Below are 19,740 nucleotides of genomic sequence, written 5' to 3'. Positions count from 1 at the left end.
GTACCTCAGGGTTTCGTAAAGGACGCCGGACCGATACCCCCAGAGGGAGTTGAACCCTCGCTTGCGGCTTGAAAAGCCGACGTGCTAACCGTTACACCATGGGGGCGCGGCGGACGCGAAGTCTAGAGGCGGCGCCGGAGCGCCGCCGTCCGGTTCGGGACCTCGCCCCCGGTGGAGCCTCAGCGACGGCCGCCGCCGAACAGCATCAGCATGAACTGGAAGATGTTCAGCACGTCGAGGAAGATGCCGGCCGCGATCAGCGTCGCCTGATCCATGCCGCTGCGGCGGAGGCGGTTGAAGTCGAAGATCGTCAGCCCGCCGAACACGAGCAGCCCGAGCGTGGCGTAGAGGACGTTGCCGCCCGGGATCGCGACGAACAGGGAGACCAGCCCGATCGCGATCAGCCCGATCAGCGCGAAGAACAGGTACCGGCCCCAGCTGCTGAGGTCGCGCTTCGTGGCGTAGCCGAAGGCGCCGAGGATGCCGACGAAGCCCGCCGTGGCGGCCGCCGACTGGTAGACGACGCCCGGGTCGGTGTTGGCGTAGCTGGAAAGGACCGGTCCGAGGCCGACCCCGAGCAGGAGCCCGATGAAGAACAGCAGCCCGATGCCGAGCTGCTCGCTGCGGGCGACCGCCCGGTTCAGGCCGAGGAGGCAGCCGAACGCGACGAGGAAGGCGATGAGCCCCGCGCCACCGGACGAGTCGCGGCCGACGTAGGCGCCGAGGGCGGCGAAGAGGCAGGTGAAGGCGACGAGGCCCATGACCTGGCCGAAGACCGCGCGCGCATCCACCGCGGCGGGGACTGGGGGCGCGCCGGCGCGAGCGCGGTTGGTGTAGTCGATCGACATACGTCCCATGGTAGCCCGCAGCACTCTCGACGCACGCGCGTCGCACACCTTTTAGGCGTGGTTCATCCGTCCGCTCGGGCCGGGAGCATATGTTCGGCGATGCGGAAGAAGGACGCGGAACGAGAGGCGGCGATCATCCTGCGACGGGAGGGCCAGTCGATCAGGCGGATAGCCGACGAGCTCGCCGTCGCCCAGTCGTCGGTCTCTGTGTGGGTCCGGGGGATCGCGGCAGAGGTAGCCCCCGTCACGCCGGACCGGAGCCCCGACACTGGCCCCGGTGTCGAAGAAGCACGACCTTCTGGTGAGAGGAAACACTGCGCCCGCTGCGCGACGACCAGAGCAATCGAGGACTTCAACCGCAGCGGACGGGGCCGGACCGGATGGTGCCGGTCGTGCTACAGCGAGTACCACCGCGGGCGACGCGAAAAGGGACGGGAGGCGCGCGCGTGGCAGTCGCAGCGCGCCCGCGAGCATGTGGAGGCGATCCTCAGCACCTCCCGCTGCCACGACTGCGGTCTTCAGGATCCGGTGGTGATGGAGTTCGACCACCTCGGGGCGAAGCTCGCAAACGTCTCGCGCCTCCTCGGGAGCGGCGCGCATCCGGACCGGATCGACGCCGAGATCGCTCGCTGCGAGATCGTCTGCGTCAACTGCCACCGCCGCCGCACTGCGGTTCGCGGGAGCCACCGCCGGGCGGCCCCCCGCTGGTGGGAGACACCGCCGCCGCCCGGGCGGTCACGTGCTCGGAACCTGGCCATCGCGTACTCGACGCTCGAGCTGGCGGGCTGCCGCGAATGCGGCAACCACGACCTCTGCGTGCTCGACTTCGATCACGTCGACGGCAAGACGGCGAACGTCACCGAGTTGGCCCGTCGTGGGTGCTCCGAGCAGCGGCTGCGCGACGAAATCGCCCGCTGCGTGGTGCGGTGCGCGAACTGTCACCGGCGCCGAACCGCTGCCGTCGCCGGCTACCACCGATCCAAGGGCGATCAGGCATGATGTCGGAGCCCTCGTAGCTCAGTTGGTAGAGCAGCGAACTTTTAATTCGCGGCGCGCCGGTTCGAGTCCGGCCGGGGGCACCTTCAGCGCCGTGTCGTCAGGCGATCCAGCAGGAGCTCGACCGACTGCTCGAGCTGCGCGAGCGTCGCGTCCTCGACCCGCGAGACCCCGGTCTCGCGGTTGAGCCAGATGTTGATCTCCGCCGGCGTCAGGCCATCGCGCCGGCGCAGGTCGCCGACCAGGCGGTGGCGCTTGTCGCGCAGCAGCGCGCGGCGCTCGTAGGCCGGCATCCCCGGGATGTCCTCGTCGTCCTCGTCCGCCCCGGCCGCGTCCGCTCCGGCCGACGCCGCGATCGCCGACGGGAACGTCGGCACGATGCGCTTGGCGGCCGGGGGACCGCCCGGCTCGCCCGGGGGCGGGCCGAAGAGCGTCATCTGCGGAACGACGTCCGCGCTGAGCGGGACGAACGCCTGACCCTCCTCGTCCGGGTCGCGATCCTTGCGCTCGCGCTCGACCGGCTCGTCGAGCACGCCCTCGTCCTGGCCACGGCGCAGCACGTGGCGCAGCTCGCCCTCGACGTTGGCGGCGTGGTCACGCAGGATCGGGTCGGCCGGGAGGTACACCCACGAGAGGTCGGCCCCGCGACCCGGGATCGTCCGGACGAAGCGGCCGACGATCTGGCGGAAGATGAGCGGCGTCTTGGCGGCGGTCGCGTAGACGCCGACGCGCAGGCGCGGGATGTCGACGCCCTCGGACACCATGTTCACGGCGACCAGCCACTCGTCGCGCGAGTCGGTGAACGCCGCCAGCTTCTGCGCGGCGCGCGCCTCGGTGTGGAGGACCACGGTCGGCGCCTTGCCGGTCACCTCGCGCAGCAGCTTCGCGACCGCCTTCGCGTGGTGGCCGTCGGCGGCGATGACCAGGCCGCCCGCGTCCTTGTGCCCGCTCGCGCGGACCTCGGCGAGCCGTTCGTGGGCCTCGCGCAGGATGCGCGGCAGGCCGTCCGGGAGCTCCGTCGAGATCGCCGTTCGGTACCGGCGGCCGGCCTCACGGGCCGTGAGGACCGTGTCGAACGAGGACTCGATGACGTCGTCCCCCGACTGCCAGGAGAGCGTGCCGTCGTAGGTGATGAACGCGACGGGACGGCAGACGGCGTCGCGCACCGCCTCGGCGTATGTGTAGGAGATGTCCGGGATGACAACGCCTTCCCGGTCGTATCGCATGCCCGGGATCGGGGTGGCGTCCGAGCGGAACGGCGTGCCGGACAGCATCAGCAGCTTGTCCGTGCGCCGGAACGCCTTCGTGAACCCGTCACCCCAGGCGAGGTCCTCGCCGAGGTGGTGCGCCTCGTCGGCGATGACGAGCGTCTTGGGGGTGACGAGCGCGCTCCAGCGCTCGCCCGACGCGGCGACGCGGGCGTAGGTGACGGCGATGCCGGCGAAGTCCTTCGGCGGCCGCGGCGACTCGGCGTCCGGGACGAGGTGCAGACCCAGCTTGCCGGCCGCCTGTGCCCACTGCCGGGTGAGCGGCGCGGTCGGGCAGACGAGGGCGATGCGGTCCGCGCGGCCGTCCTTCAGCATCCGCTTGGCCTGCTCGAGCGCAGGCCGTGTCTTGCCCGCCCCGGGGGCGGCGGAGATCAGGAACGACCCGCCGCGCCACGGCTCGAGCGCGGCGAGGGTGCGCACCTGCCAGGGGCGCAGCGGCGGGGTCTTGGGGCGGGACGGCGGGGTCATGGCGAAGGCGGGGATGCTGCGGGACGAGCCGGACGACTCCGTCCAGCCCGGGAACAGGGGCTCATCGAGCGCTCGTGCCGTCCGCCACGTACGCGTCGGCTTCGATCTCGACCAGGAGGCGCGGGTCGATCAGGGCGCTCACCGCCACCATGGTCGCCACTGGCCGGACGCCGGCGAACCGCGCCCCGTGGGCCCGGCCGACAGCCTCCCAGTGCGCGATGTCGGTCAGGAAGATGCGGGTGCGGACGACGTCCATCAGGGCGGCGTCCACCGTCAGCAGTGCCCGCTCGATCGCCGCGATCGCGGCCGCAGCCTGCGCACCGGGATCGTCCCCGCCGAGGACCGCGCCGTCCTCGCCGGCCGCGGTGCAGCCCGCCACCCAGACGTGGGCGCCCGCGCGGACGACGCGGCTGTAGCCGACCGTGGCCTCCCAGGGCCCGACCGATCCGTGGCGTTCGACGACCATGGCCCCGTTAATGGCGGAAGTGCCGGCGGCGCGTCATGACCATCGCGATCCCGGCCGCGTCGGCGGCCGCCACCACCTCGTCGTCCCGGATCGACCCACCCGGCTGGATGACCGCGGTGATGCCCGCTTCCAGCGCGAGCTCGGGGCCGTCGGCGAACGGGAAGAACGCGTCGGACGCGAGGACCGACCCGGCCGGGTCGACGCGGCACTTCTCCAGCGACAGCCGCACCGAGTCGACGCGCGACATCTGACCGGCGCCGATGCCGATCGTCTTCAGCCCGGATACGAGCACGATCGCGTTGGACTTGACCTGCTTGGCGACGCGCCAGCAGAACAGGAGGTCCTCCCACTCGCTGTCGGTCGGGCGCTTGGCGGTGACGACCTCCATCGCGTCGCGCGCGTCCTTCGCGGTGTCGCGGTCCTGGATCAGCAGGCCGCCCATCACCTGCTTGACCTCGACCTCGCCGAGCGCCGGCGTGCGCTTTTCGCCGTCCTCCAGGATGCGGATGTTCTTCTTCTGCGTGAGGACCTCGAGAGCGTCGTCGTCGTAGCCCGGGGCGATCAGGACCTCGATGAACTGGCCGTTCAGCGCCTCCGCGGTCAGCTTGTCGACGCGGCGGTTCAGCGCGATCACGCCGCCGTAGGCGCTCAGCGGGTCGCAGGCGAACGCGTTCTTGTAGGAATCGAGCGCGTTGCCGCCGAGGGCTACGCCGCACGGGTTGTTGTGCTTGACGATCGCGGTCGCGGGGACCTCGAACTCGCGGACCATCGCGCGGGCCGCCTCGAGGTCCAGGAGGTTGTTGAACGACAGCTGCTTGCCGTGGTGCTGCGAGACCATCGACAGCAGGTGCGACCGCGCGCCGACCTGGGCGTAGTACGCGGCCCGCTGGTGCGGGTTCTCGCCGTAGGTCAGGTCGGTCACCTTCTCGTAGGCGCGGACGTACTGCGGCGGGAAGTCCTCGTTCTTCTCGCCGAACCAGCGTGAGATCGCGGTGTCGTACCGCGCGGTGAGCGCGAACGCCTCGGCGGCCAGCGCCTCGCGCGTCTCGAGCGACAGCTTCGCGCCCGTCTCGCCGAGCTCCTGCAGCACGGCGTCGTAGGACTCCGGGTTCACGACGACCGCCGAGTAGGCGAAGTTCTTCGCGGCGGCGCGGATCATCGTCGGGCCGCCGATGTCGATGTTCTCGATGACCTCCGCGTCCCCGACCCCGCGGCGGGCGGCCGTGCGCTCGAACGGGTACAGGTTCACGCACACGAGGTCGACGAACTCGATGTCGTTCTGGGCCGTCGCCTCCAGGTGCGCCGGGTTGTCCCGGACCGCGAGCAGGCCCGCGTAGAGCTTCGGGTGCAGCGTCTTGACGCGGCCGTCCATGATCTCCGGAAAGCCGGTGAAGTCGTCGATCGCGCGGACGCTCAGCCCCGCGGTGGCGAGCTCCTTGGCCGTGCCGCCCGTCGAGACGATCTCGACGCCCAGGTCGGCGAGGCCGCGGGCGAAGTCGACGATCCCCCGCTTGTCCGAGACCGACAGCAGCGCCCGGCGGATCCGGACCTCTCCCGCGGCGGTGGTGGACGTGGCCTGGCTCAGGTCGGTCATCCTGCGCGCGAGGATACGGGAGGGGCCGCCGGGGCCGACCTGCCGCGGGGCCGCGAACCCGCACCGAGCGGGTTTCCGAGACAGCTAGCTCGGGAGGGGCGGATCGCCGATGAGCATCCGGCGCGGATGGTCCGGGTCGGGTCGGACCGTCCCCCGGGCGTACCTGCGCACGACATCGCACAGCAGCGCGTGCTCGAGCGGACGCAGGAAAATGTGGACCTCGGCGACCGTCCGGGCCGACGGCAGGTCGATCGCGCGCTGCGCGAGGATCTGCCCGGTGTCGACGCCGTCGTCCACGAGGTGGACGGTGACGCCGAAGACCTTCACGCCGTAGTCGAGGGCCTGCTCGATGGCGCGGATGCCGGGGAACGCCGGCAGCAGGGACGGGTGCACGTTGACGAGCCGGCCGGCCCACGCATCGGTGAAGCCGGTGCTCAGCAGCTGCATGTAGCCCGCCAGGACCACGAGCTGCACCCCGGACTCCCGCAGCCAGGCGGAGATCGCCTCGTCGCGGGCGTCGCGTGCTGGGAAGTCGTCGCGGACGAAGACCCGCGTCGGGATCGCGGCGGCCGCCGCCCGTTCCAGCGCCGGGGCGTCCGGCTTGTCCGTCCCGACGCAGACCAGCTCGATGCCGTCCGTCCCGTGCACGCCGTCGATCAGCGCCTGCAGGTTGGTGCCTGCCCCCGAGGCCAGGACACCGACACGCAGATGACCGGAAGGACTCACGGGCGAGCCACCGACCCGGGCGAACGAGCCCCCTGGGCGAGATCGCCCGGCCGAACCCGAGCGCGAAGCGCGAGCGGTTCGGCGTGCAGCTTGGGGTACATGCCGCCGCCGGCCGCCAGGGCCCCGGCGGCGAGCAGCGCGTCGACCCGCCCGAGGACATCCGCGTCCGAGAGGTGGCCGTACGTGCCATAGGCCGGCAGGCCGTCGTAGCTGTGGCGCCGGATCGCGGCCGAGCGGCCGCCGCGGAGGATCTCGACGGCGCGGGTACGCCCGACCGGGGGCTGGGCGGTGGTCACGACGCCCATGATCGCGGCATCGAGCTCCGGGCCGGCGGCCGGTGCGGCCCGCGGGCGCGCCGCGGTGCCCGATCGCCCGGGCCCGCGCGACGCCCGCCCTGCACCGGGCGGTGGCGCATCGCCCGCCGCGCGCACCGCCGCCGGGACCACGCCACGGTCACAGACGTCGCAGCACGCACCCGCCGCGGCCGCCGGCGGGCGGTCGTCGCCGAAGTGATCCAGGAGCGCCTGCCGCCGGCACCGCGATCCCTCCGCGAACGCCCAGATCGCGCGGTACTGGGCCCAGCGGGCGGCCTCGGCCGCCGCCATCAGCTCCCGGGCCGCCGCCAGTGCAGCCGCGTCCAACGGGGCCAGCAGCCGGCCGCGGACCCGGTCGATCGGCGCCGGCACGGGCTGCAGCACCCCCACCTGAGCGAGCGCGCCGACGATCGCCTTCAGCCGCGCCGCGTCGGCCCGGCCGGACAGGCTCGCGAGCGGGAGCTCGTAACGGCCGTCGACGGCCGCGGCCACGACACGGCCGGCGAGGTCCTGCAGCAGTGCGTCCGGGACCTGCGCCTGCTCGACGAAGAACACGTGCAGGCCCTGGTCCTGCGGTGCGGCGAGCAGCAGCGCGCGGGCCGGCGCCCCGTCGCGTCCCGCCCGCCCCGCCTCCTGGTAGTAGGCCTCGAGGGACGGCGGGACGGTGGCGTGGACCACGGTCCGCACGTCCGCCTTGTCGACGCCCATGCCGAACGCGTTGGTCGCGACCACGACGTCCGTCCGGCCGCTCATGAACCGCTGCTGGACCGCGGCGCGGTCGTCCCGCGCCAGGCCCGCGTGGTAGGCGTCCACCGGCCGGCCGAGGGCGCGCGTCAGGTCGTCGGCGATCGTGTCGCAGCCGAGCCTCGTCCCGGCGTACACGATCGCCGGCGTGGCGCCGGGCTCGTCCAGCGCTGCCACGAGCCGCCGGTGGCGCACCGCCTTCGACGCGCACGGCACGACGCCGAAGGCCAGGTTCGGGCGGTCGAAGCCGGTCGCGACCCGCACGGGCTCGCGCAGCTGCAGGCGCTCCACGATGTCCGCGGCGACCGCCGGCGTCGCCGTCGCGGTGGACGCGATGATCGCGTCGGCCTTCAGCCACCGCGCCGCGTCGGCGAGGCGGAAGTAGTCCGGCCGGAAGTCGTGCCCCCACTGCGAGACGCAGTGCGCCTCGTCGACGACGAACAGTCCGATCTTCGCGCGGGCGAGCGCGCGGACGACCGACGGCGCGGCCAGCCGTTCGGGGGCGACGTAGAGCATCCGCAGCTCGCCGGCGACCGCGGCCCGCAGCGCCGCGTCGTTGGCCCGCGCGTCCTGCTGGGCGTTCAGCAGCGCAGCGACCGGCGACCGTCCGCCCGCCACGCGTTCGAGCGCCTGGACCTGGTCGGCCATCAGGGACACGAGCGGGGACACCACGAGGGTCAGGTCCGGCCGCATGAGCGCCGGGAGCTGGTAGCAGAGCGACTTGCCGGCGCCGGTCGGCATGACGACGAGCGTGTCCCGGCCCGCGAGCGCGGCACGGGCGGCCTGCTCCTGGCCCGGCCGGAACCGGTCGAAGCCGAAGTGCTGCTCGAGGGCGCGGTGCAGGTCCATCGGGGCGGACGACGCTACCGGCGCGCCCGGCGGTCACGGGCCCGGCGTTGCAGAGCGGGGACGGACCCGCGACGAAACGCGCGCGGGGCGCGTCAGGCCTTCACGAGGGGCAGCGGGACCACACCGTCCTCGAGCGCGAACTTGCCGTTCGCCGAGTCGGTCCCGGCCAGCGGGTAGTTCCCGGTGAAGCAGGCGTCGCAGTGCTTGGCCTTGTCGCCCCGGACCGCTTCGTACACGCCCTCCATCGAGATGTACGCCAGCGAGTCGGTCCCGAGGATCGTCGCGATCTCCTCGGGGGTGCGGTTGTGGGCGATCATCTCCTCGCGCGTGGACATGTCCACCCCGTAGTGGCAGGGGTTGCGCAGCGGCGGCGCGGAGATCCGCATGTGGACCTCGCGGGCGCCGGCGTCGCGCAGCATCTGCACGATCTGGCGCGTCGTGTTGCCGCGGACGATCGAGTCGTCCACCACGACCAGCGACTTGCCGCCGACGATCTCGGGCAACGGGTTGAACTTCAGCCGCAGGCCGTGCCGGCGCAGCTCCTGCCCGGGCTGGATGAAGGTGCGCCCGACGTAGCGGTTCTTGATGAGGCCGTCGTCCTGCGGCAGGCCGGCGGCGCGCGCGTAGCCGCGGGCAGCGGGGTTGCCGGAGTCCGGGACGGCAATCACGAGGTCCGCGCCGGGGGCGGGCGCCTCGCGGAACAGGATCTCCCCCATGCGGCCGCGGGCGGCCTGCAGCACGTCGCCGTTCATGCGCGAGTCGGGGCGCGCGAAGTAGATGTACTCGAAGACGCAGAACGAGCGCCGCGGTGAGGCGACGATGATCTTGCGCTGCAGGCCGGCCGCGGAGATCGAGACCATCTCGCCGGGCTCGACCTCGCCGATCAGGGTGGCGCCGATGATGTCGAACGCGCACGACTCGGAGGCGACGCAGTACCGGTCGCCGAGCTTGCCGAGGACGAGCGGCCGGATGCCGTTCGGGTCGCGGAAGGCCACGACGCGGTCGTTCGTCATGACGACCGTCGAGAACGCGCCCTTCAGCCGCGGCATCACGTGCTCGACGGCGGCCTCGATCGAGTCGCCGGGATGGGACGCGAGCGCGGCCGCGATGATCTCCGAGTCGGACGTCGAGTTGAAAGACACACCGGCCTGCCGCAGCTCCGAGTGCAGCTCGACCGCGTTGATCAGGTTGCCGTTGTGCGCCAGCGCGAGCTCGCGGCGGTTGCCACCGCTGCCCGCCGACCGGTGCACCGGCTGCGAGTTCTCCCACTCGTTCGAGCCGGTGGTCGAGTAGCGGACGTGCCCGACGGCCAGGTCCCCGCCGAGGGCGCGCAGGTCGTGCTCCTTGAAGACCTGGTTGACCAGGCCGAGCGCGCGCTGGGTGACGATGTAGCCACCGTCGTCCGCCGCAGCGATGCCGGCGGACTCCTGCCCGCGGTGCTGCAGCGCGTAGAGCGCGAAGTAGGTCAGGCGCGAGACCTCGTGGTCGGGTCCGTAGATCCCGAACACACCGCATTCGTCGCGGGGGCCATCGCGCGGGTCCAGATCGTGAGGATCGAGGCTCATAGCGCAGAGGTGCCGTCACGGGTGTGACGACGCTTCACAGGCTACCAGTGCATCGGACGCCCTCTGGACGCCTCGGAAACCCCCTGCATAGAGGCGTTTCCGGGATGGCGCGAACGCTACGGGAAGAGCGGGGCCAGCGCCGCGTGGGCCGCCGTCAGCTGCTCGAGCGGGACCGTCACCAGGTCGTCGCCGACCGCGAGCGTCAGGACCTCGCCGCCGACCTCGCCCAGGACGTGCACCGGCACGCCGTCCGTCGCCAGGGCCTGGAGCGCGTCCGCCGGACCGGACACCACGAAGCCACCCGGCGCCTCGCCGAACAGCCGCGTGAACGGGTCGTCGGTGTCGCCCAGCTTCAGCGTCGCCCCCAGCCCGCCGGCGAGGCAGGCCTCAGTCACCGCGACCGCGAACCCGCCCTCGGCGATGTCGTGCGCGGACGCCAGCGCACCGGAGCGCACCGCGTCCCGGATCACCGCCTGCGTCGCCATCACGTGGTCGATGTCGACCGCCGGCAGCCCGTCCGGCAGCGCCTCGCCGCGCAGCTTCGCCAGCTCGGACGCGGCCAGCGACGGCGCGGCCTTCCAGCCGACGAGCGCGACCGCGTCGCCCTCCTCCTGGAAGCCCAGCAGCCCGGCGGCGTCCACGTCCGGCAGCTCGCCGACCATGCCGACGACCGGCGTCGGGTAGATGGGGCCGTCGGCACCCTGGTTGTACAGGGACACGTTGCCGCCGACGATCGGCGCCTCCAGGGCGCGGCACGCGTCGCCCAGGCCGCGGACGGCCTCGGTCAGCTGCCAGGCGATCTCGGGCTTCTCCGGGTTGCCGAAGTTCAGGTTGTTCGTCGTCCCCAGCGGGAGCGCGCCGGCGCACGCGAGGTTCGACGCGCACTCCAGCGCCGCCTCGACCGTCCCGGTGTACGGGTCGGCGGCCACGCGGCGGCCGTTGCAGTCGATCGACGCGGCCAGGCCGTTGCCGGCGGGAAGCGCGAGGACCGCGGCGTCGCAGTCCCCGGGGCGGCGGACGGTCCGCGATTGGACGATCCAGTCGTACTGCTGGAACAGCGGCAGCCGGGACGCGATGTTCGGCGAGCCGACGAGCGCCAGCAGCGTGTCGGTCAGCGAGGCGTCGGCGTCGAGCGTCGCCTCCGGGGCTGCGTACAGCGGCTCGGACGGCTTCTCGGGGTGCAGGTCGTACAGCGGGCAGTCGTCGACGAGCGCGTCGACCGGCATCTCGCCGACGAGGTCCTCGCCGCGGAAGATCCGCATCGCGCGGGTGTCGGTCACGGTGCCGATGGCGGTCCCGTGGACCTCCCACTTGTCGGTCACGGCGATCACCGCGTCGACGTTCTCCGGCGTGCAGACGCAGAGCATGCGCTCCTGCGACTCGGAGACCATGATCTCGAACGGCTCCATGTCGGCCTCGCGCAGCGGGACCTTGGCGATGTCGATGTCGATGCCGACCTCGCCCTTGGACGCCATCTCGGAGGCGGACGACGTGAGGCCCGCGGCACCGAGGTCCTGCAATGACACCAGCAGCCCCAGCTCCAGCAGCTCGAGCGAGCACTCGACGAGCTTGGCCTCCTCGAACGGGTCGCCGACCTGGACGGTCGGGCGCTTGTCCGCGTCGTCCTCGCCGAGCTCGGCGGACGCCAGCACGGACGCGCCGCCGATGCCGTCGCGGCCGGTCGACGCGCCGAACAGCACGATGACGTTGCCCAGGCCGGTGGCGGCGCTGCGGATCAGCGTCTCCTTCGTCACGAGGCCCATGGCCATCGCGTTGACGAGGCAGTTGGTCTCGTAGGCGGGCTCGAAGTAGACCTCGCCGCCGATCGTCGGGACGCCCATCGAGTTGCCGTAGTGGCCGATGCCGGCGACCGCGCGGTCGAGCAGGTAGCGCGAGCGGTCGGACGTCGGCTCGCCGAAGCGCAGCGAGTCGAGGATCGCGATCGGCCGGGCGCCGAGCGCGAAGATGTCGCGCAGGATGCCGCCGACGCCGGTGGCCGCGCCCTGGAACGGCTCGACGGCGGACGGATGGTTGTGGGACTCGACCTTGAAGACGCAGATGAGGTCGTTGCCGGCGTCGACCGCGCCGGCGTTCTCCCCCGGGCCCATGACGACGGCCTTGCCCTCGGTCGGCAGCGTCTTCAGCAGCTTCTTGGAGTGCTTGTAGGCGCAGTGCTCGCTCCACATCAGCGAGAACATCGCGAGCTCGACCTGCACCGGCTCGCGGCCGAGCTTCTCGCAGACCAGCGCGTACTCGTCGCGCGTGAGCCCGAGCTTGACCGCGTCCTCGACCGTCGGCAGCGTCGGATCAGACATACGCGCGGCCCCCGGCCAGCGAGGCGAAGAGGGCGAGCGCATCGTCGGACCCGGTGCGGGGATCGACGGCGTGCTCCGGGTGCGGCATCAGGCCGACGACGTTGCGGGCGACGTTGCAGACCCCGGCGATGTCGCTGAGCGAGCCGTTCGGGTTGCAGTCGTTCGCGTAGCGGAAGACGACCTGCCCGTCCGCCTCCAGCTGCTCGAGCAGCGGCTCGGGGGCGTAGTAGCGGCCACCCTGGTGCTTGGACGGGATCGACAGGACGTCGCCCTGGGTCAGGTTGCGCGTGAACGGGGTGTTCGTGTCGGCGACCTCGATGTCGAGCTGGCGGCAGAGGAAGCGGCGCTTCTCGTTGGGCAGCAGCGTGCCGGGCAGCAGGCCGGTCTCGCAGAGGACCTGGAAGCCGTTGCAGATGCCGACGACGGGCCCGCCGCTGTTGGCGAAGGTGATGACCGACGCCATGACCGGGCTGAACTGGGCGATCGCGCCGCAGCGCAGGTAGTCGCCGAAGGAGAAGCCGCCGGGGATGACGATCGCGTCGACGTCGTGCAGGTCGGCGTCGCGGTGCCAGAGGAGGACCGCCTCCGCCCCGTCGACCGTCTCGCACGCGGCGATCGCGTCGCGCTCGTCGCAGGAGCCCGGGAACTGCACCACACCGAACTTCACGCGCCGACCTCGAGGACTTCGTAGTCCTCGATCAGCGGGTTGGCGAGGAGCTTCTGGCACATGGCGTCGAGCTGCTCGGGGTCCTCGACCTCGAGCTCGACCAGGCGGCCGACGCGGACGTTGGTGACGCCCGCGAAGCCGAGCGCCGGCAGCGCCTGCTCCACCGCGATGCCCTGCGGGTCCAGGATGCCCGCCTTCGGGCGGATCAGGACGCGTGCCTTGGTGCTCATGCCGTGGGTGCTCCGGTTCGCTCGAGCCAGGCCGAGAAGGGCTGGCCGGTGATGGTCTCGTAGGCCTCGATGTAGCGCGCGCGGGTGCCGTCGACGATGTCGTCGGGCAGCGCCGGCGCGGGCGGGAGCTTGTCCCAGCCGCTGCCCGCCGCCCAGTCGCGCACGTACTGCTTGTCGAAGGACGGCTGCCCCTGGCCGACGGCGTAGCCCTCGACGGGCCAGTAGCGGGAGGAGTCGGGCGTCAGGACCTCGTCGCCGACGATCAGCTGGCCGTCCCCGTCGAGGCCGAACTCGAACTTGGTGTCGGCCAGGATCACCCCGCGCTCACGGGCCTTCGCGGCGGCCGTCGTGTAGAGCAGGATCGATGCGTCGCGCAGGCGCTCGGTCAGGTCGCGGTCGCCGACGGCGGCCGCGGCGGCGTCGAAGTCGATCGCCTCGTCGTGGCCCTCGGTCGCCTTCGTCGACGGCGTGAAGATCGGCTCGGCGAGCTGCTCGGACTCCTGCAGGCCGTCCGGGAGCTGGACGCCGGAGACGACGCCGGTGGCCTGGTAGTCCTTCCAGCCCGAGCCGGTGATGTAGCCGCGGACGATGCACTCGACGGGCAGCATCTCGAGCTTGCGGATGACGACCGCGCGGCCGCGCAGGTTCTCCGGCACGCGCTCGGTGTACGAGATCACGTGGTTCGGGACGAGGTCCGCCGTCAGCTCGAACCAGAACGCGCTGAGGCCGGTGAGGACCGCGCCCTTGCCCGGGATCGGCGTCGGGTGGACGGCGTCGTAGGTGGAGATGCGGTCGGACGCGACCATCAGCAGCGCGTCGCCGAGGTCGTACAGCTCGCGGACCTTCCCGCGGGCGATCAGGGGCAGGTCCGGGGCGTCGTTGCTCACGTCGCCGGATGCTACCGGCCGCGCCGCGAACGCCACGGCCCGTCCCGCACGCGCCGTCAGTTGTCGTCCAGCATCCCGGCAAGGCGGCGGAGGACCTCAGTTCCTGCGGCCTGCTCGGCCGGGGTGAGGTCCCCGAAGATCGCCTCCCACTTGGTGCGGAAGTGCTGGCGTTTGGCGGCGAAGCGCGCCTCGCCGTCGGGCGTCAGCGTCACGACCACGACGCGGCGGTCCGAGCTCGAGCGCTCACGGACCACGAGGCCCTCGTGCTCGAGGTGGTCGAGCATCTGCGTCACGCTCGCCGGGGTGAGCTGCGCGGCGGTCGCGATGCGGCCCGCCGGCAGTGCGCCCTGCTCGGCCAGGACGCCGAGGGCACGGAAGTGCGCCATGGACAGGACGCCGGCGTCGCGCTGGCTGTCCCGGCCGCGCAGCCGCCGCTCGGCGGCCAGCAGCTCCCGGAACGCGGCGCCGAGGCCCTCGAGTCCCGTGGGCGCGGCCTCGGCCGGCGGGACGGCGTCCCGATCCGCGAGCTCAGACATCAGGCGGCGACCTCCACGAGCTCGAGCTCCTCCCGCGGGGACGCCCGGACCTCGGCCTCGAGGCCGGCGAGCGCCGCCGCCTGACGCGCGCGCCGCTCGACGACGACCAGGACGAGTGCGGGGATCACGGACACCAGCGTAATCGCCAGGACCCACCAGTACGTCACCCCGAACGCGTCGGCGCGACCGGCGGCGGTGCTCGTCCCGTCGAGGTTCTGCTGCAGGACCACGGTCAGGACGGCGGTGCCGATCGAGCCGCCGACGCGCTGCACGACGTTCAGCTGCGGCGTCGCGTCGCTCAGCTGGTCGGGCCGGAGGACCGCGAAGGCCGCGGTCATCGCGGGCATGAACGCCATGCCGATGCCGAAGCCGCGCACGACGAGCGCTGCGCTGATGACGAGGTACGAGGTCGACGCGCCGATCATCACGAATGGCACCGTGGCGACCGTCGTGATGAGGACGCCCATGACCGCGACCTTGCCGCCGCCGATGCGATCGGTCAGCCGGCCCGAGACGAACATCGCGATGCCGGCGCCGATGCCCTGGGGCGCGAGCAGCAGCCCGGTGTGGACCGCGTCCTCCCCGCGCACGTTCTGGAAGTAGAGCGGCATCAGGATCATCGCGCCGAACAGCGCGGCACCGAGGGCGAACGTCGTCGCCGACGCGGCGGCGAAGCCCTTGTTGGCGAACAGCTTCACGTCGAGCAGCGGGTTCTTCACGCGCAGGGCCCGCAGGACGAACGCCGTGGTGAGCGCCAGGCCCAGCAGGACCGGGACGACGACGCTGGCGCTGCCCAGGCTCGGCGCCGAGCCGGCCTCGGCCAGGCCGTAGGTGAGGATCGACAGGCCGGGGGCCAGCAGCGCGAGGCCGACCGTGTCCAGGCGGGCGGTGGGGTCCACGTCGGCCGGGTTGTCGGCCGGCAGCAGCCGCAGGCCGAGTGCGACGGCGAGGACGCCGACGGGGACGTTGATGAGGAAGATCCACTCCCAGCCGAAGTGCTGCAGCAGCAGGCCGCCGAACGCCGGGCCGAGGACCGGGGCCAGGACGACGGGGACGCCGATCAGGCTCATGACGCGGCCCATGTGCTGCGGGCCGGCGGCGCGGGCCAGGATCATCTGGCCGATCGGCAGCGTCATGCCGCCGCCGATGCCCTGGATGACGCGGAAGGCGACGAGCGACGGCGTGTCCCAGGCCAGCGCGCAGAGGGCGCTGCCGAGCGTGAACACGACGAGCGAGGCGAGGTAGAGCCGGCGGGCCCCGTAGCGGCGCGCGGCCCAGCCGGTGACGGGGATGACGGCGGCGAGCGCGAGCAGGTAGCCGGTGACGACCCACTGGATGTCGTTCAGCGGGCTGTCGAGCTCGCGGCCCAGGTCGTCGAGCGCGACGTTGACGATCGTCGTGTCGAGCACCGACATGATCGCGCCGAGGACGATGACGATCGCGATGCGCAGGACGGCGGGATCAAGGCCGGAGCGGCCGGTGTTCTGGGGTGTGGGTGCGGCAGGTGTGGCGGGCATCAGGGTGGTTCTCCAAAAGCTGTAGTACCAAAAGATTAGGTGGTGAATCTTTTGGTGTCAAGCAATATGAGGAGGCGCTCATACGCGCCCGGTGAAACGCTTTCGCGGCCGGGGTGTTAGGCTGCCCGAACCTTTCCGACCGCCACGGTCGGACTTACCCGGATCCTGCGCCCATGCCCGCCACCCTCACCGCGAAGAAGAAGTGCTGCAAGGACAAGCCGCGGTGCAAGAAGTGCCCCGTGACGCTGAAGCGCCTCGAGACGATGGGCTACGCGAAGCGCAAGGACACGCGGACCTACGTGATGATCGACGTGGTCCCGAAGTCCGTCATGAAGAAGGCCCGCGCGCGGGCTTGACCCCCGGGGCCGCTTTCAGGCGGCCGGGATGACGTCGTCCAGCCGGCCCACGATCTCCGCGGCGTGCCGCGCGTAGTGCGAGGCGTCGAAGACGTCGTCCACGTCGAGGGCGCCGCAGCGGTCGTCGGCTTCCACCAGCGTCCGTAGCGCGATCCGCTCGTCCCACGCCCGCTGCGCCAGCTCCTGCGCGATCCGGTAGGCCTCATCACGGGACAGGCCCGACCGCACCAGCGCCAGCAGCAGCCGCTGGGAGAAGAGCGCGCCGTGCGTGAGCTCGAGGTTCTCGGCCATCCGCTCGGGGTGGACGACCATCCCCTTCGCGATCCGCAGCGCGACGTGGGTCGCGTAGTGCAGCAGGATCGTCGCGTCGGGCAGGACCACGCGCTCGGCGCCGGAATGCGAGATGTCGCGCTCGTGCCAGAGGGCGACGTTCTCGAGGCCGGTCTGGGCGTAGCCGCGCAGGACACGGGCCAGCCCGGTGATGCGCTCGGTGTTGATCGGGTTGCGCTTGTGCGGCATCGCGCTCGAGCCCTTCTGCTGGCCGGAGCGGAACGGCTCCTCGACCTCGCGCACCTCGGTGCGCTGCAGGTGGCGGATCTCGGTGGCGAAGCGCTCCAGGCCCGCGCCGGCGAGCGCGATCGCCTGCAGCAGCTCGGCGTGGCGGTCGCGCGGGACGACCTGCGTGGACACCGGCTCCCCCTGCAGGTCCAGCCGCGCGAGGACCTTGCGCTCGAACTCCGGTGAGGTCGCGGCGTACGTGCCGACCGCGCCGCTCAGGGCGCCGGTCGCGACCTGGGCGAAGGCGCGCTCGAGGCGCTCGGCGTTGCGCGCGGCCTCCATCGCGTAGCCCGCGAGCTTGATGCCGAACGTCGTCGGCTCGGCGTGGACGCCGTGGGTGCGGCCGACGCACAGCGTGTCGACGTGGTCGCGCGCCTGCGTGGCGAGCGCGATCGCGAAGTCCCAGGCCTGCGGGACAATGACCTTGCCGGCCGCCTGCAGCTGCAGCGCCAGCGCGGTGTCGAGGACGTCGGAGGACGTGAGGCCGAAGTGGATCCAGCGGCCGGCCTGCTCACCGGCGGACGCGCTGAGGACGTCGACGAAGGCGGCGACGTCGTGGTCGGTGACCTGCTCGCGCTCGAGGACGGCCTGCACGGTGAACGTCGCGGAGCGGATCTTCTCGAGGTCGCCGGCGTCCGGGCCCTCCATCTCCTCGCACGCGGCGACCTCGACCCGGCGCCAGGCCTCGAGCTTGGCGTGGTCGGTCCAGAGGTCCCCGAGCTCGGGGCGGGTGTAGCGCGTGATCACGGCCGGGACTCTATGACGAGCCCGGCCGCGAAAGCCGTCAGGCTCAGGTGATGCCGAGGATGCGGACGGCGAGGTGCGCCGCGTTCTTCGGGTTGTCCAAGCCGACCGTCGCCACCGGGACGCCCGGGGGCATCTGGACGATCGCGAGGACCGCGTCCAGGCCGCCGAGGGCGGAGAGGGACGAGGACAGCGGCACGCCGATCACCGGCAGGTCGGTGTGGGCAGCGGCGACACCGGGCAGCGCCGCGGCCAGCCCGGCGCCGGCGATGATGACCTTCAGCCCGCGCGAGCGCGCGGCCGTGCAGTACTCGGCGACGCGGACCGGGTCGCGGTGGGCGGACATGACCTCGATCTCGAACTCGACCTCGGCCTCTCGGAGCACCGTCCCCGCCTTCTCCATCAGCGGCATGTCGGACGCCGAGCCCATGATGATCCCGACGAGCGGACCCCCGGCTGCGGGCGCGTCGGCCAGCGCGGCCTCGGTCTGGTCGGACAACTGCTGTTCGCTCATGCGGTGGGTTCCTCGTATCGGTCGACGGCCCGCTGGGCGATGTCCGTCCGCAGCTGGCGCCCGTCGAAGGTGATGTGCTCCGCGGCAGAGTAGGCGGCGGAGCGAGCGGCCGCCGGCCCGTCCCCCAGGGCGGTGACGTTCAGGACCCGGCCACCGGCGGTGACGACCTCACCGGACGGCGCCAGCGCCGTGCCCGCGTGGGTGACCTGGACCGCGGCCAGGGCCGCCGCGTCGAGGCCGCCGATGACGTCACCCGACGCCGAGCGCTCGGGGTAGCCCGCGCCGGCCAGGACGAGCGTGACCGCCCAGGCGTCCGTCCACTCGAGCTCGGCGCCCTCGAGCCCGCCGGGCCGGGACGCGCGCAGCATCAGGTCCAGCAGGTCGGACTGCAGCCGGGGCAGGACGGCCTGCGTCTCGGGGTCGCCGAAGCGCGCGTTGTACTCGATGACCTTCGGGCCGTCCGCGGTCAGCATCAGGCCGGCGTAGAGGACGCCGTGGAACGGCGTCCCGCGGCGGGCGAGCTCGTCGACGATCGGCTGGTGGACGAGCGCGGCGATCCGCGTGGCCTCGGCGTTGTCGATCCCGACGACCGGCGAGTACGAGCCCATCCCGCCGGTGTTCGGTCCCGCGTCCCCGTCGAAGATCCGCTTGTAGTCCTGCGCGGGGGCGAGCGGGATCGCGCGGACCCCGTCGCAGAGCGCGAGCAGCGAGAGCTCCTCGCCGTCGAGGAACTCCTCGATCACCACGCGGGCCGTGCCGAACTTCTGGCCGACGAGGAAGTCCTCGAGCGTGGCCCGTGCCGTCGCCTCGTCCTCGGCGATGACGACGCCCTTGCCCGCCGCCAGCCCGTCGTATTTCAGGACCGCGGGGTACGAGGCGATCGCGGCCATCCCCGCGTCGACGGAGTCGACCGACGACCAGCCGCCGGTCGGGACACCGGCGGCGCCCATCACCTCCTTGGCGTGCTCCTTCGACGCCTCCAGCTGCGCGGCGGCCGCGGACGGCCCGAAGGCGGCGATGCCCTCCGCCTGCAGCGCGTCGACGAGGCCGGCCACGAGCGGCGCCTCGGGGCCTACGACCACGAGGTCGACCGCCGCGCCGCGCGCCGCCGCCACCAGGGCGTCGACGTCGGTGACGGCGATCGGGAGCAGCTCCGCCTCGGCGGCGATCCCCGGGTTGCCCGGTGCGCAGAGCAGCTCGGGGGACTGCGGGGAGCGGGCGAGCGCGCGCACGATGGCGTGCTCGCGCCCGCCGCCGCCGACGACGAGAACCTTCACGATGTTCGGCTGCCCCCGCTCAGAGCGAGGCGATGAACTCGTCGACGGGAATCGCCGACAGCGTCTCGTAGCGCACCGTCCCGCGCGAGCCGAGCTCGAGGGAGACGCGGGCCATCGTCGCCTCGTCCGGCGCCTCGACGACGTTGATGAAGTCGAAGCGGCCGAGCGTCGCCCACTGCGCCTTGACCGTGGCGCCGAGCTGCTCGATCTCGCTGTTGACCTCGCGAATGCGCGCCGGGTTGTTCTTGATCGTCTGCACGCCCTCGGGGGTGAGGGTCGAAAGCATGATGTACGTGGGCAT

The 19,740-nt window shown here is 72.4% G+C and carries 19 protein-coding genes and 2 tRNA genes; 3 read left to right on the top strand and 18 right to left on the bottom strand.

Features of this window, described 5'->3' with window-relative positions:
• Nucleotides 1-34: 34 nt before the first annotated feature.
• A tRNA-Glu gene (locus tag DSM112329_RS01435) sits at nucleotides 35-106 on the bottom strand.
• 73 nt (nucleotides 107-179) lie between these two features.
• Nucleotides 180-848: a Bax inhibitor-1 family protein gene (locus tag DSM112329_RS01430; protein WP_354700023.1), complete on the bottom strand. Its 669-nt coding sequence runs from the start codon at nucleotides 846-848 to the stop codon at nucleotides 180-182.
• Between the two features lie 57 nt (nucleotides 849-905).
• Here DSM112329_RS01430 and DSM112329_RS01425 point away from each other — a divergent pair, with 57 nt between their 5' ends.
• Together DSM112329_RS01425 and DSM112329_RS01420 are read left to right on the top strand one after the other, a co-directional pair.
• Nucleotides 906-1,847 (top strand): hypothetical protein, encoded by a 942-nt coding sequence (locus tag DSM112329_RS01425; RefSeq protein ID WP_354700022.1) that lies wholly within the window; start codon nucleotides 906-908, stop codon nucleotides 1,845-1,847.
• 7 nt (nucleotides 1,848-1,854) lie between these two features.
• Nucleotides 1,855-1,927, top strand: a tRNA-Lys gene (locus tag DSM112329_RS01420).
• Nucleotides 1,928-1,930: 3 nt separating this feature from the next.
• On the opposite strand, the gene DSM112329_RS01415 is transcribed toward DSM112329_RS01420, so the two are convergent.
• From DSM112329_RS01415 to DSM112329_RS01360, 12 genes are all read right to left on the bottom strand, one after another.
• A complete protein-coding gene (locus tag DSM112329_RS01415) occupies nucleotides 1,931-3,580 on the bottom strand; it encodes a DEAD/DEAH box helicase family protein (RefSeq protein WP_354700021.1) in 1,650 nt (549 codons plus the stop codon).
• A 61-nt stretch (nucleotides 3,581-3,641) separates the two neighbouring features.
• On the bottom strand, nucleotides 3,642-4,046 hold the full coding sequence (locus tag DSM112329_RS01410; RefSeq protein ID WP_354700020.1) for a Rid family hydrolase: 405 nt from the start codon (nucleotides 4,044-4,046) through the stop codon (nucleotides 3,642-3,644).
• A gap of 7 nt (nucleotides 4,047-4,053) precedes the next feature.
• The gene (gene purH / locus DSM112329_RS01405; protein ID WP_354700019.1) at nucleotides 4,054-5,640 is read right to left on the bottom strand and encodes a bifunctional phosphoribosylaminoimidazolecarboxamide formyltransferase/IMP cyclohydrolase; all 1,587 of its coding nucleotides are present in this window, start codon (nucleotides 5,638-5,640) and stop codon (nucleotides 4,054-4,056) included.
• An 84-nt stretch (nucleotides 5,641-5,724) separates the two neighbouring features.
• A complete protein-coding gene (gene purN, locus DSM112329_RS01400; RefSeq protein WP_354700018.1) occupies nucleotides 5,725-6,366 on the bottom strand; it encodes a phosphoribosylglycinamide formyltransferase in 642 nt (213 codons plus the stop codon).
• Nucleotides 6,363-8,273: a RecQ family ATP-dependent DNA helicase gene (locus tag DSM112329_RS01395; protein ID WP_354700017.1), complete on the bottom strand. Its 1,911-nt coding sequence runs from the start codon at nucleotides 8,271-8,273 to the stop codon at nucleotides 6,363-6,365. The genes purN and DSM112329_RS01395 overlap by 4 nt, the downstream gene beginning before the upstream one ends.
• Nucleotides 8,274-8,365: 92 nt before the next feature.
• Nucleotides 8,366-9,838, bottom strand: a complete 1,473-nt coding sequence (gene purF / locus DSM112329_RS01390) for an amidophosphoribosyltransferase (protein ID WP_354700016.1) — start codon at nucleotides 9,836-9,838, stop codon at nucleotides 8,366-8,368.
• 116 nt (nucleotides 9,839-9,954) lie between these two features.
• The gene (purL, locus tag DSM112329_RS01385; RefSeq protein WP_354700015.1) at nucleotides 9,955-12,153 is read right to left on the bottom strand and encodes a phosphoribosylformylglycinamidine synthase subunit PurL; all 2,199 of its coding nucleotides are present in this window, start codon (nucleotides 12,151-12,153) and stop codon (nucleotides 9,955-9,957) included.
• Entirely contained in the window at nucleotides 12,146-12,820 is a 675-nt protein-coding gene (gene purQ, locus DSM112329_RS01380) for a phosphoribosylformylglycinamidine synthase subunit PurQ (protein ID WP_354700014.1), read from the bottom strand. The genes purL and purQ overlap by 8 nt, the downstream gene beginning before the upstream one ends.
• Entirely contained in the window at nucleotides 12,817-13,050 is a 234-nt protein-coding gene (purS, locus tag DSM112329_RS01375; RefSeq protein ID WP_354700013.1) for a phosphoribosylformylglycinamidine synthase subunit PurS, read from the bottom strand. Before purS ends, purQ begins: the two co-directional genes overlap by 4 nt.
• Nucleotides 13,047-13,937 (bottom strand): phosphoribosylaminoimidazolesuccinocarboxamide synthase, encoded by an 891-nt coding sequence (locus DSM112329_RS01370; RefSeq protein WP_354700012.1) that lies wholly within the window; start codon nucleotides 13,935-13,937, stop codon nucleotides 13,047-13,049. Before DSM112329_RS01370 ends, purS begins: the two co-directional genes overlap by 4 nt.
• 56 nt (nucleotides 13,938-13,993) lie before the next feature.
• Nucleotides 13,994-14,473, bottom strand: a complete 480-nt coding sequence (locus DSM112329_RS01365; RefSeq protein ID WP_354700011.1) for a MarR family transcriptional regulator — start codon at nucleotides 14,471-14,473, stop codon at nucleotides 13,994-13,996.
• Nucleotides 14,473-15,990, bottom strand: coding sequence for a DHA2 family efflux MFS transporter permease subunit (locus tag DSM112329_RS01360; protein WP_354700010.1), 1,518 nt, complete (start codon nucleotides 15,988-15,990; stop codon nucleotides 14,473-14,475). Before DSM112329_RS01360 ends, DSM112329_RS01365 begins: the two co-directional genes overlap by 1 nt.
• A gap of 173 nt (nucleotides 15,991-16,163) precedes the next feature.
• On the opposite strand from DSM112329_RS01360, the gene DSM112329_RS01355 reads away from it, so the two are divergent.
• Nucleotides 16,164-16,346, top strand: a complete 183-nt coding sequence (locus DSM112329_RS01355) for a hypothetical protein (protein ID WP_354700009.1) — start codon at nucleotides 16,164-16,166, stop codon at nucleotides 16,344-16,346.
• Between the two features lie 15 nt (nucleotides 16,347-16,361).
• Here DSM112329_RS01355 and purB read toward each other — a convergent pair whose 3' ends face one another.
• The 4 genes from purB to DSM112329_RS01335 form a co-directional block, all read right to left on the bottom strand.
• Nucleotides 16,362-17,651: an adenylosuccinate lyase gene (gene purB, locus DSM112329_RS01350; RefSeq protein WP_354700008.1), complete on the bottom strand. Its 1,290-nt coding sequence runs from the start codon at nucleotides 17,649-17,651 to the stop codon at nucleotides 16,362-16,364.
• 43 nt (nucleotides 17,652-17,694) lie between these two features.
• Nucleotides 17,695-18,078 (bottom strand): 5-(carboxyamino)imidazole ribonucleotide mutase, encoded by a 384-nt coding sequence (gene purE, locus DSM112329_RS01345; RefSeq protein WP_354702537.1) that lies wholly within the window; start codon nucleotides 18,076-18,078, stop codon nucleotides 17,695-17,697.
• 80 nt (nucleotides 18,079-18,158) lie between these two features.
• Nucleotides 18,159-19,439, bottom strand: a complete 1,281-nt coding sequence (gene purD / locus DSM112329_RS01340) for a phosphoribosylamine--glycine ligase (protein ID WP_354700007.1) — start codon at nucleotides 19,437-19,439, stop codon at nucleotides 18,159-18,161.
• Nucleotides 19,440-19,458: 19 nt separating this feature from the next.
• The gene (locus tag DSM112329_RS01335) at nucleotides 19,459-19,740 is read right to left on the bottom strand and encodes a GYD domain-containing protein (protein ID WP_354700006.1); all 282 of its coding nucleotides are present in this window, start codon (nucleotides 19,738-19,740) and stop codon (nucleotides 19,459-19,461) included.

The organism is Paraconexibacter sp. AEG42_29 (genome assembly GCF_040581415.1).
Classification (GTDB): Bacteria; Actinomycetota; Thermoleophilia; order Solirubrobacterales; family Solirubrobacteraceae; genus Paraconexibacter.
Note: the sequence above shows the minus strand (reverse complement) of the source record. Positions and strands in the feature narration are given on the sequence as shown.

Bases quoted from the DNA above. Each gene is read 5' to 3' on its own strand.
- DSM112329_RS01430 (WP_354700023.1), bottom strand. From the start codon at position 848: ATGTCGATCGACTACACCAACCGCGCTCGCGCCGGCGCGCCCCCAGTC.
- DSM112329_RS01415 (WP_354700021.1), bottom strand. From the start codon at position 3,580: ATGACCCCGCCGTCCCGCCCCAAGACCCCGCCGCTGCGCCCCTGGCAG.
- DSM112329_RS01410 (WP_354700020.1), bottom strand. From the start codon at position 4,046: ATGGTCGTCGAACGCCACGGATCGGTCGGGCCCTGGGAGGCCACGGTC.
- purH (WP_354700019.1), bottom strand. From the start codon at position 5,640: ATGACCGACCTGAGCCAGGCCACGTCCACCACCGCCGCGGGAGAGGTC.
- DSM112329_RS01395 (WP_354700017.1), bottom strand. From the start codon at position 8,273: ATGGACCTGCACCGCGCCCTCGAGCAGCACTTCGGCTTCGACCGGTTC.
- purF (WP_354700016.1), bottom strand. From the start codon at position 9,838: ATGAGCCTCGATCCTCACGATCTGGACCCGCGCGATGGCCCCCGCGAC.
- purL (WP_354700015.1), bottom strand. From the start codon at position 12,153: ATGTCTGATCCGACGCTGCCGACGGTCGAGGACGCGGTCAAGCTCGGG.
- purS (WP_354700013.1), bottom strand. From the start codon at position 13,050: ATGAGCACCAAGGCACGCGTCCTGATCCGCCCGAAGGCGGGCATCCTG.
- DSM112329_RS01365 (WP_354700011.1), bottom strand. From the start codon at position 14,473: ATGTCTGAGCTCGCGGATCGGGACGCCGTCCCGCCGGCCGAGGCCGCG.
- DSM112329_RS01360 (WP_354700010.1), bottom strand. From the start codon at position 15,990: ATGCCCGCCACACCTGCCGCACCCACACCCCAGAACACCGGCCGCTCC.
- DSM112329_RS01355 (WP_354700009.1), top strand. From the start codon at position 16,164: ATGCCCGCCACCCTCACCGCGAAGAAGAAGTGCTGCAAGGACAAGCCG.
- purE (WP_354702537.1), bottom strand. From the start codon at position 18,078: ATGGGCTCGGCGTCCGACATGCCGCTGATGGAGAAGGCGGGGACGGTG.
- DSM112329_RS01335 (WP_354700006.1), bottom strand. From the start codon at position 19,740: ATGCCCACGTACATCATGCTTTCGACCCTCACCCCCGAGGGCGTGCAG.